At 73.6% G+C, this 10,888-nt stretch carries 6 protein-coding genes; 1 reads left to right on the forward strand and 5 read right to left on the reverse strand.

The genetic code is table 11. The annotated features are described in order from the left end of the window. Positions 1–149: 149 nt before the first annotated feature. Positions 150–1,046: an NAD(P)-dependent oxidoreductase gene (locus VGO10_RS17660; RefSeq protein ID WP_327470800.1), complete on the reverse strand. Its 897-nt coding sequence runs from the start codon at positions 1,044–1,046 to the stop codon at positions 150–152. A 31-nt stretch (positions 1,047–1,077) separates the two neighbouring features. Further along, positions 1,078–4,080, reverse strand: coding sequence for a helix-turn-helix transcriptional regulator (locus VGO10_RS17665; protein WP_327470802.1), 3,003 nt, complete (start codon positions 4,078–4,080; stop codon positions 1,078–1,080). A 342-nt stretch (positions 4,081–4,422) separates the two neighbouring features. On the opposite strand from VGO10_RS17665, the gene VGO10_RS17670 reads away from it, so the two are divergent. After that, entirely contained in the window at positions 4,423–5,499 is a 1,077-nt protein-coding gene (locus VGO10_RS17670; protein WP_327470804.1) for a Gfo/Idh/MocA family protein, read from the forward strand. A 57-nt stretch (positions 5,500–5,556) separates the two neighbouring features. Here the strand turns inward: VGO10_RS17670 and VGO10_RS17675 are convergent, their stop codons facing one another. From VGO10_RS17675 to VGO10_RS17685, 3 genes are all read right to left on the reverse strand, one after another. Continuing rightward, positions 5,557–8,970, reverse strand: coding sequence for a hydantoinase B/oxoprolinase family protein (locus VGO10_RS17675; RefSeq protein WP_327470806.1), 3,414 nt, complete (start codon positions 8,968–8,970; stop codon positions 5,557–5,559). A gap of 102 nt (positions 8,971–9,072) precedes the next feature. Further along, complete coding sequence (locus VGO10_RS17680; RefSeq protein WP_327470808.1) at positions 9,073–9,480, reverse strand: hypothetical protein; 408 nt, start codon at positions 9,478–9,480, stop codon at positions 9,073–9,075. 180 nt (positions 9,481–9,660) lie between these two features. Then, positions 9,661–10,888: L-aspartate oxidase (locus VGO10_RS17685; RefSeq protein WP_327470810.1), on the reverse strand; the 1,228-nt coding region annotated here is incomplete at its 5' end.

A 10,888-nucleotide genomic window follows, 5' to 3' on the forward strand; every position in this document is an offset into this window, starting at 1 on the left:
CCGCGCATCAACCGGTACCCCGGAGACGCGACGGGAAGGACATCGATTGTGGCACGCGATGTGAAGATTCCAAAATCTCCCTGCTAAATACAGGTTTCTTTCCCCGCTATCTTGGCGCGTAGGCGCTCAAAATGAACGTCCGCGTGCGGTCAAGCGTCGCCGATGCGCAGACCAGCAAGCCCCTCAAACGCCTCCACGATCGACGAGAAGTCGGCCTCGCCGTAGCCCCGGCCGACCGCTGCGACGAGCGCGTCACGTGCCGCATTTGCAGCGGGAAAGGGCACGCCGGCCGCCTGGGCCTCCTCCAAGCAGAGGCGCACGTCCTTGAGCATGTGGTCGGTCTTGAAGAGCGTGTCGTAGGCGTGTTGCCGCATCGGCTCGGCCTTGAGGGTCACCATCGTCGAACTGGCAGAGCCTGCACCGAGGATCTCGATCAGCGCGCCGAGATCGACCCCGGTGCCCGCGCCCATGACGAGCGCCTGGGCGAGGGTGGCGGCGTTTGCCGCCGACACCGCGTTGTTGATGAGCTTGATGACCTGGCCGTGGCCGAGCTCGCCGACGTGCACGATCGTCTCGCCCATCGCGTCGAACGCCGGCTGCGCGCGGGCGAACGCCGCCTCGTCGCCGCCGGCCATGATCGTCAGCGTCCCGCTCTCGGCCTTCGGTGACGAGCCGGTCACCGGTGCGTCGAGGAAGGCGTGGCCGCGTTGCGTCAGCTCGCCGCCGATGCGCCGCGCGTCGGCCGGGGCGATCGTCGACATGTCGATGAACAACGTCGCCTCCGGCGCGCCCGTGATCGCGCCGTCGTCCCCGAGCAGGATCGTCTCGACCTGCGCGCCGTCGACGACCATCGAGATGATGATGTCGGCGCCCGCCGCGGCCTGCGCTGGCGTGGCGGCCGCGCGGGCGCCCTCGTGCTCGTCGGCCCACGCCTGCGCCTTGCCGGTGGTCCGCGTCCATGCCGTCACCGCAAAGCCCTTGCGCTGCAGGTTCGCGGCCATCCGCGAGCCCATGATGCCCAGTCCCAGGAAGCCGACGCTCGTCATGGCCGCGACCCTAGCGACCGCGGCTGAAGGCTCAGGCTGTGGCGGCTTCCAGACCCAGGCGGTGGGCGACCGCGGCGGCCTCGGTGCGGCTGCGGACGTCGAGCTTGGCCAGGATCCGCGAGACGTGAACCGAGGCGGTCTTCTCGGCCATGAACAGGCGCTCGCCGATCTCGCGGTTGGTGGCACCGCGGGCGACGAGGCAGAGCACGTCGCGCTCGCGCGGCGTGAGGCCGAGTTCGGCGACCGGATCCTCGATGGCGTCGACCGTCTCGGCGAGCGCGTCGGCCGCCGGCGGCGCCGTCTCCAACCGCAAACGTCCTCGCCGTGCCAGCGCTCGCAGCTCTTCGACGACCCAGCGCGCGCCGAGGCTTCGGGCCAGCGCCAGCGCGTCGCGGCCCACCGTCTCGGCGCCGATGCGGTCGCCGACCATCAACCGCGCCTCGGCCTCGCGCCAGCGGGCGCGGGCGACGCGGAACGGCCGGCTCATCGCGGCCCAGGCGTCGGCGGTCAGCGCCCACAGCTGCGGATCGGGGGTGCCGGTCGCGGCGGCGGCCTCCGCGTCGGCGGCCAGGACGAGCGCCGCGGCTTCGGGCATGGCGGTGGCGAACGGGCGCGAGGCGGCCTCGCGGGTCCGATCTGCCCAATCGCGGGCGGCGGCGATCGCGGCGGCCTCGTCGTCGGCCCGGCCGAGGTCTCGCGCTTGGAGCGCGGCATCGGCCTCCACGCCGGCACCTGCGCAGAAGATCCGGGCCAGGCGGGCGCCGTCGTCCATCGCGTCGCTGTCACCGAGGCGCTCCAGGCCGGTCCGGATCGCGGCGCGCGCTGCCTCGATGTTGCGCTCGCGGCGCTCGAGGCCGGCGAGCAGGGCCGTAAGCGGCACGTGCCACTGCGGCTCGTAGGAGCGGGCGACGAGCTCGTCGGCGATCTCCAGACGGCGGCGCGCGTCGGCGTGGTCCCCGCAGGACATCGACAGGCCGGCGCGCGTCAGCTCGTAGAAGACGCGCGTCGTTCCTTGCAGACCGCGACCGAGCTCGGGCGGCACGAGCGCGTCGGCCTCGTCCCAGAGCCCGAGGTCGGCGGCGATCTCGGCCTGCTGCAGGATCAGACAGGTCGCCTGGCTGCCGTGGTCGCGCAGCTCGCGCCGGCCCTCGACGAGCAGCGCTCGTGCGGCGTAGGCGTCGCCGGTGCGGTGCAGCGCGTCGGACAGGTTGGCGTAGCCGCGCACCAGCTGATGGACGTCGGCGTCCTCGCGCGCCAGCGTCAGCGCCTCGCGCAGCAGCGAGAGGTCGGCGGCGGTGTCGTCGCCGCCGCGCACGCAGACGCCCATGGTGTTCAGCGCATCGGTCCGCACGGTGCGGGAGCCGACGGCGTCGGCGACCGCCAGCGCCTCGGCGGCCATCGTCCGGGCATCGGCATAGCGGCCCCACAGCATCAGGCCACCGGCCTTGGCGGCGAGCAGCCGCGCGCGCTCCTCGCTGGGCGGCTGGGCGGGCAGCAGCGCCAGCGCGGCGTCCCAGGCCTCGAAGGCGATCTGGCCCTTGCCTTGGGACCAGCGCGCGCGGCCCAGGCGCTCCAGCAGCAGGGCGGCGCGGCCGGGCTCGGCGTCCTGGTCGAGCTCGTGTAACGCGCGCTTGAGCAGGACGATGCAGCGGTGGTGCTCGAGCTGGTGGGCGTGGGCGGCCCGGGCCAGCAGGGTGACGTGGTCGCAGCCGGCGAGCGCTGCGGGGTCGGCGACGCGCTCCCACAGCTCCAACGCGCGCTCGTACAGCGCGGCGGCCTCGCGCTCAGCATGGGCGCGCTCAGCGGTCTGGGCAGCGCGGACGGCGGTGCGCAGCGCCGCGGGCTGGTCGCCGGCGGCGTCGAAGTGATGGGCGATCTCGGTGGCGTGCTCGAGGCTGACGCAGGGCTCAGCGTCGGCGATCGTCTCCAGCACGGTGGCCAGACGCCGGTGCAGGCCGCTGCGCTCACCGGGCAGCAGGTCGTCGTAGACGACCTCGCGCAGCAGCGCGTGGCGGAAGGCGAGGTGGCCACCGGGCTGGGTGATCAGGACGTGGTGGGCGACCGCGTCGCGCAGGGCGTCGCGCAGCGCTCGGGGCTCCAGCTCGCCGGCTTCCTGCAGCACGTCCTGCTCGATGCGCTGCGCGGCTGAGACCCAGCGCAGCGCCTCCTGCGCGGTCTCGCCGAGCGCCTCGACGCGCAGGATCAGCGCGTCGCGCAGCGACTCGGGCAGCGTGCCGTCGCCTTCGCGCTCGGCGGCGAGGATCTCCTCGGCAAAGAGCGGGTTGCCTTCGCTTCGGGCGTAGACGCGCTCGAGCAGCTCGCGGTCGGGCGTCGCGCCGAGGATGGCGGCCAGCTGCGCGCCCAGCTCGTCGCGGCTGAAGCGCTCGATCCCGATCCGCGAGGCCGCCTCGGTGCGCTCGATCTCGGCCAGGAACGGGCGCAGCGGGTGGCGGCGGTGCAGCTCGTCGACGCGGAAGGTCGAGACGACCAGCAGCCGCTGGCGGCAGATGTTGCGCGACAAGAAGGAGAGGAAGTCGCGCGTGGAGCGGTCGGCCCAGTGGAGGTCCTCGATGACGAGCAGCACCGGCGACTCCTCGGCGAGCCGCTCGAAGAGCCCTAACAACAGCTCGAACAGACGCCCTTGGGCGCTGCCGACGTAGGGCTCGACCAGCAGGTCACCGGGAGTGCCGAGCTCGGGGAGGAGACGGGCCAGCTCGACGCGCGCGGGGCCGAGCGCGTCGAACACTGGGTGGCCCTCCCGGACGAGGGAGCGCAGCGCCGAGACGATCGGCGCATAGGGGAGCTCGCTGTCGCCCAGGTCGATGCAGTCGCCCCACAGGACCCGTGCTCCGCCGTCCTGAGCGCGGTCGGCGAAGTGGTCGGTGAGGCGGCTCTTGCCGACGCCGGACTCGCCGGCGACGAAGACGAGGCCCGCCGCCGCGCAGGAGGCGCCGGCGGAGGCGAGCGCGCCCTCGAGCGCCGCGAGCTGATCGCGGCGGCCGATGAACGCGTCGCTGGTGACCCGAGCCGGCATGGCCGGGCCATGTTCCCGCACGCGGGCGCGGGAGGTGAGGTCGATGGTCTGCGGGTCCACGCGCTACGCGTGGGCCGCGTGGAGACGCGCGTCGCGCCGACCGCGGAACCGCCCGAGGAGGGCCGCACGCTGAGGGGTGCGCGGCAGGGGGCGGACCCGCCGGCCGGCGCGCATGGCGTCCTCGTCGCGAACCGCGGCGAGAGGCTGGTTGAGGAGGAAGAGCATGGACAGCATCTTGCGCCTGAGGCGGGGGTGCCACATCGGGCGTACGGTGCGACCTGAGGTGGTTGACCCCTTACTCCGCTGCGGTGACCCCTTACCTCGGCGGGTAGCGTGATCGCGATGGCCGAATCGAGCACCACCGCAGCCCTGCGCGTCGCCCTGGTCGGGTACGGCGTGGCCGGCGCGAGCTTTCACGCGCCGCTGATCGCGACGACCGACGGGCTGGTCTTGCATGGCGTCGTCACGCGCGATCCGGAGCGCCGCGTGCAGTTGGCCGCGCGCTTTCCTGACGTGATCGCGGTCGATGCGCTGTCCGATGTCGTGGCTGACGTCGATCTCGTCGTCGTGGCCTCGCCGAACCGCTTCCATGTCGAGCTCGCGCGGACGGCGCTGGAGGCGGGCAAGCACATCGTGGTCGACAAGCCGTTGGCGGTCACGAGCGCCGAGGCGCGCGCGCTGGCGACGCAGGCCGAGACGGCCGGCGTGGTCCTGACGGCCTTTCACAACCGGCGCTGGGACGACGATTTCCTGACGCTGCGCCGAGTTCTGGACGAGGGACTTTTGGGTCGCCCGCTGCGGCTGGAGTCCCGCTTCGATCGCTGGCGCCCGCGGCTTAAAGAGGGCGCGTGGCGGGAGGGCGGCGACCCGGCCGATGGCGGCGGCCTGCTGCTCGACCTCGGCAGCCATCTCGTCGACCAGGCCGTGCAACTGCTGGGACCGGTGAGCGCCGTGTACGCCGAGCTCGACGTGCGGCGGCCGGGCGCGGTGGTGGAGGACGACGTGTTCGTCGCGCTGGCTCACGAGGGCGGCGCGCGCTCGCATCTGTGGGCGGGCGTCCATGCGGCCGACGCTCCACCGCGACTGCGGGCGCTCGGCGACGAGGCGGCGTTCGTGTCGTTCGGGCTGGATCCACAGGAGGCGGCGCTGCGCGGCGGCGCATCGCCGCGCGATCCGGGGTTCGGCCTGCGCGAGCCCGGGCTGGAGGCGACGCTGCACGACGGCTCGGGCTCGACGGGGGAGCGGCTGACGATGGAGCCAGGCCGGTGGGCGGCGTTCTATGCGGGCGTGGTCGGGGCGATCCGCAGCGGCGGCACGGTCCCGCCGCCGGTGACCGCCGCCGAGGCGGTGGGCGTGCTGGAACTGCTGGAGGCGGCACGCGACAGCGCTGCGCGCGGGGTGGTCGTCGCGCTGCGATGAGACGGGCTCGTGTCGAGCAAAGGGTCCATATGACCCATAGCTCGACACGGAGCGCGGTTACTCGGCGGGCTGGCCCTCGGTCCCGTGGCCGCCTCCGCCTGGGGTGTCCAGGCGGAGGCGCTGGCCGGCGCGCAGCGTGCCGCCGGCCTTGGCCGGCAGCTCCTCGTCGTCGAGCAGGTTGCGGCCGCGCGCGCCGTCCTGCCCGCCGTTGGCGCCGGGTGGCGCATGGCGCCGACGCTCGGTGATGAGCGAGAACGACATGTCGGTGAGCGCCTGGACCTCGCGGATCACGCCGTCGCCGCCGTGGAAGGCACCGGCACCACCGCTGCCGCGGCGGATCGCGTACTGGGTGACGTGCAGCGGAAACTCCAGCTCCAGCGCCTCGATCGGCGTGTTCAAGGTGTTGGACATGGCCACGTGGACGGCGCTCGGACCATCGGCGTCGGGGCACGCGCCTTGGCCGCCGCCGAGCGTCTCGTAGTAGGAGAACGCGTCGTTGCCGAGCGTCAGGTTGTTCATGGTGCCCTGGCCGCAGGCGCGGCCGAAGGCCTCCAGGACGAGGTCGGCGACGCGTGAGGAGGTCTCGACGTTGCCGGCGGCGACGGCGGCGGGCGCTTGCGCGTCGAGGAGCGTTCCGTGGTCGGTGATGACCTCGACCGGCCGGTGGGCGCCGGCGCTGGGCGGGATGTCGGCGTCGGTGAGGACGCGCACCGCGAAGAGGCAGGCGCTGCGCGTGACGGCCAGCGGGCAGTTGAGGTTGCCCGGGTCCTGCGCGGCGCTGCCGCGGAAGTCGAGGATCAGCCGGTCGTCGTCGACGGTCGCCGCGACGCGCAGCTCGAGGTCACCGTCGACGCCTTCCAAGACGTCGACCGCATGGCGCGTGCCGTCCTCGAGGTCCTGCAGGCAGGCGCGCGTGCGGCGCTCGGCGTAGTCGAGGACCGCGGCACAGGCGTCGCGCAGGCCGTCGGCGCCGAGCCGCTGCGCCAGCTCGCGCATCCGCATCGCGCCGAGGCGGTTGGCGGCCAGCTGCGCGCGCAGGTCGGCCCGCCGCTCGGCCGGCTGGCGCATCTGCTGGGCCAGCTCGTCGATCGCCTTCTCGTTCAGGACGCGCGGCGCGATCACGACGCCCTCCTCGTCGAGCGTGCGCGAGTCGAAGGGCATCGAGCCGGGCACGCGGCCACCGACGTCGGCGTGGTGTGCGCGGCTCGCCGAGAACCCCAACAACATGCGGTCCTCGGTTAGCACCGGCGTGACGACCGTGATGTCGGGAAGGTGTGTCCCGCCGCGGTACGGATCGTTGAGGATCCATGAGCGGCCGTCGGCGTGGTCTTCGTGCAGGACCGCCTCGACCGCCGCGGGCATCGCCCCGAGGTGGACGGGGATGTGCTCGGCCTGCATGACCATCTCGCCGTGGGCGTCGAAGAGCGCGGTCGAGCAGTCGCGCCGCTCCTTGATGTTGGCCGAGTGGGCGCTGCGCACGAGCACGGCGCCCATCTCCTCGCACGCAGCGCGCAGTGCGCCGGTGGCGACCTGCAGGGCGATGGGGTCGAGGGGCGCGCGGGAGCTGGGGCGGGCGGGCGCGGCATCGCGGTCGGGGCGCCGCTCGGCCACGCGCTCTAGGAGGACCGTGCCCGTCGCGTCGGTCCGCCCGCGCCAGCCCGCGGGCACGACGAGCGTGGCCTCCGGCAGCGCGACCACCGCCGGCCCGGCGACCTCATCGCCTTTGGGTTGCTCGGTCTCCCAGGCGACCTCGGGGCCGGGCTCGATCCGCGCGGTGCGGACCGTCACCAACTCGACGTCGGCGCCGTCGTCGCGGTAGCCGTAGCGCTCCTCGTGGGCGGTGGCGAAGGCCTCGCGCAAGGCGGTGGCGTTGGGCGCGACGTCGCGCAGTGAAAGCTCGTGCGACTGGCCGGTGTAGCGCGCGTCCCAGGTGACCTCGTCGGCATCGCCGGCGAGCGTGCGCAGCGCCTCATCGGTCAGTGCCTCGCCACGCAGCAGGACCGACTGGGCCTCGTCGCGGCGCCGCTCGGCGGCGGCGAGCCCGAGCGCGCTGAGCACGCCGGCGGCGCGCGGCACGACGATCCGGGAGATCCCCAGCTCGTCGGCGATGGCGGCGGCGTGCAGCGGGCCGGCACCGCCGAAGGCCAGCAGCGCGAAGCGGCGTGGGTCGATCCCGCGCTCGACGGTGACGACGCGCAGCGCGCGCACCATCTCGGTATTCGCAACGCGGACGATGCCCTCGGCGCAGGCGCGCGCGTCCGCCAGCCCCAGCTCGTCGGCCAGCGCGGCCACCGCGCGCTCGGCGGCCTCGGTGTCCAACCGCACGCCGCCGGCCAGCGGTCGTTCTCCATCAAGATGCCCCAGCACCACGTTGGCGTCGGTGACCGTCGGCTCGGTCCCGCCGCGCCCGTAGCACGCCGGTCCCGGATCGGCGCCTGCCGAGCGCGGCCCGACGCGCAGCGCGCCGCCGGCGTCGCGCCAGGCGATCGAGCCACCGCCGGCGCCGACGGTGTGGATGTCGACCATCGGCAGCGCCAGCGGGCGCCCGCCGACCTCGCGACCGGCGCTGGCCCGCACGCGCCCGTCCTCCACGACGCACACGTCGCACGACGTCCCGCCCATGTCGAAGCACAAGAGGTCGGGCTCGCCGAGCCGGGCGGAGAGCAGCGCGGCCGCCGCAGCGCCACCGGCCGGCCCACTGAGGACCGTCAGCGCCGCATGGCCGGCGGCGGTCGCGACCTCCGTCAGCCCGCCGCTGGACTGCATGATCGCCGGCTCTGGCAGGCCCTCGCCCGCCGCACCCGCGACGAGCCGGCGCAGGTAGGAGGCCAGCAGCGGCGAGAGCGCCGCGTCGACTTCGGTGGTCGCCGCGCGCTCGAACTCCCGGAACGTCGCGGTGACCTCGTGGGAGAGCGAGACGTGGACGTCGTCGCCGAGCCGCGCGCGCAGCGCGTCGCCGAGCAGCCGCTCATGGGCCGGGTGGCGGTAGGCGTGCAACAGGACGACGGCGACCGCCTCGGGCTCGAGTTCGGCCACCCGCTCGGCCACGGCGGCGGCATCCTCGGTCCTCAACGCCGTGAGCACGCCGTCCGGACCCATGCGCTCGGGCACCGCGACGCGCCGGCCCGGCGGCACGAGCGGCGCCGGCCGGTCCGCGCACAACCGATACAGCTCGGGCCGCGCCTGGCGGCCCAGTTCGACGAGGTCGACGAAGCCCTCGGTCGCACACAGCACCGTCCGCGCTCCGACCCCTTCCAGCAGCGCGTTGGTCGCGACGGTCATCCCGTGGGAGAAGGCCACCACGTTGGCGGCGCTGCGTCCGCCCGCGGCCGCCAAGGCCGCACGCACGGCGTCGAGCACACCGCGCGACTGATCCTGCGGCGTCGTCGGCGCCTTGGCCGTGATCAGCCGCCCGCCGTCGACCAGCACGGCGTCGGTGAAGGTCCCTCCGACGTCGACCCCCAGCAGCATCTGCTCGGCACGCTATCGGTGCAGGCGCAAACGTACGGACGCGGGCCGCTCCGATGGGCGAGCGGCCCGCGTCCTGTGCTGCCTCCAAGTTCGGGTGCCGCCTCAGGCGGCGATGGCCTCGCGCACGTCAACTTCCTCGGTCTCGGCGAGGTGCTGGTGCGACGGGCAGTAACCGTTGAGCGGCAACGGCATCCGCTGGCAGGCGGTGCCGCGACGGGTCGTGGCGCGACACTGCAGCGGCTGGCCGTTGACGTCGATCCCGTTCTGGGGCAGGTTGTCCATCCACTCTTCGGTGCAGGCGACGTAGCGCTGCACCACGGTCCAGACGCGCGGCTGCGCGGCCATGGGGAAGTAGCGGCGGATGTCCAGGAAGAGCGTTCGCGCAGGGCGTGCGAAGTAGTGGCGGTCGCCGACCAGTCGCTCGATGTTCTGCTCGCACGCGAGCAGGACGTGGTGGTGGGCCTCGGCGCACACGGACGTGTCGACGTCCTTGGCAAGCTCCCGGTACATGGCCCTGCTGAACTGGTACATGTTGACCCTCCCCTTGACCCTAGGTTTGGTGTGCTTTCGCGACCGAGTGCATCGTGCCCCTGCCTCATGAAGCACCAACGCACTGTTTGTTGCGTTCGCGTTAAGCGGGTGTCGCCGTTCAGGAGAGAAGCGGACCCACCCACCCGGGCGGGCCCTCACTCAGGTCCAGGGTTCGAACGCTGGGGCCCCGCCGTTGCGGACGACGGCGTGGTGGCCGTTGAGGGCAGGATCCGTCTCAGGGAAGTCGCTGCGGAAATGGGCGCCGCGGCTCTCCTCACGCAGGATGGCGCACGCGGCGACGAGCTGTGCCAGCGGATGCGGGTCGTTGGCGAGCTCGGCAAGGCCGGCGGAGTCGCGAGTCAGGCCGGCGTGGCGCCAGAGGGCATCGCGCGTGGACTGCGTCGGGGGCGTGATCAGACCGGTGGGTGGCGGGCCCTCGGGCGCGACGTGCAGCCGCGGCTCGTCGAGCCCGGTCAGCGCCGCGCGCTTGCCCTGCACGAAGCATTCGGTCAGCGAGTTGGACGCGAGGCGGTTGGCGCCGTGCAGGCCGGTGCACGCGGTCTCGCCCACGACGTAGAGGCCCGGGACGCTGGAGGCGCCGTCCAGATCGGCGACCACGCCGCCCATGCAGAAGTGCGAAGCGGGAGACACCGGGATCAGCCCGGTTGCGGGATCCAGCCCCGACTCGCGCAGCGCACCGACGATGTTGGGGAACAACATGGGGTCGACGTGGCGCATGTCGAGCCAGACGTTCTTGGTGTCCTGCTCGATCATCTTGCGATAGACGGCGAGCGAGACCTCGTCGCGCGGCTTGAGCTCCTCGATAAACCGCTCGTGGTTGGCGTCCAGCAGCGTGGCGCCCTCGCCGCGGATCGCCTCGGTGACCAGGAAGCCCTCGCGACCGGGGATGCTCGTGACGGCTGTGGGGTGAAACTGGACGAACTCCAGGTCGGCCAGCGCGGCGCCGGCGGCGTGAGCGAGCATCAGGCCGATGCCCAGCGAGCCGGGCGGGTTGGTCGTCCGCGACCACAGCGCCGCGGCGCCGCCGGTGGCCAGCACGGTGGCGCGCGCGCGGATCGCGCGGCCGTCCTCTAACACGACGCCGACGCAGCGGCCATCGACGGTCCAGGGCGCGGCGGCGCGCGCCTGCTCGAGGACCTCGATGCGCGGCTCGGCGACCACGGCGGCGCTGAGCGTGCGCACGACGCGCCGGCCCGTGGCGCTGCCGCCGGCGTGCACGACGCGGCGTCGGGAGTGGCCGCCCTCGAGGCCGAGCGCGAGGTCGCCATGGCGGTCGGCGTCGAACTGGACGCCGAGCGCCTGCAGCTCGTGCACGCGCTCCGCCGCCTCGTTCGTGAGGACCTCCGCGGCCGCCTTGCGCGTGAGG

Origin of the sequence: Baekduia sp. (assembly GCF_035996765.1) — a bacterium.
Taxonomy (GTDB): domain Bacteria; phylum Actinomycetota; class Thermoleophilia; order Solirubrobacterales; family Solirubrobacteraceae; genus Baekduia.

What these genes read in the sequence shown, in the direction of transcription:
- VGO10_RS17680 (WP_327470808.1), bottom strand. Translation starts at nt 9,480, where the DNA reads ATGTACCGGGAGCTTGCCAAGGACGTCGACACGTCCGTGTGCGCCGAG.
- VGO10_RS17670 (WP_327470804.1), top strand. Translation starts at nt 4,423, where the DNA reads ATGGCCGAATCGAGCACCACCGCAGCCCTGCGCGTCGCCCTGGTCGGG.
- VGO10_RS17660 (WP_327470800.1), bottom strand. Translation starts at nt 1,046, where the DNA reads ATGACGAGCGTCGGCTTCCTGGGACTGGGCATCATGGGCTCGCGGATG.
- VGO10_RS17665 (WP_327470802.1), bottom strand. Translation starts at nt 4,080, where the DNA reads ATGCCGGCTCGGGTCACCAGCGACGCGTTCATCGGCCGCCGCGATCAG.
- VGO10_RS17675 (WP_327470806.1), bottom strand. Translation starts at nt 8,970, where the DNA reads ATGCTGCTGGGGGTCGACGTCGGAGGGACCTTCACCGACGCCGTGCTG.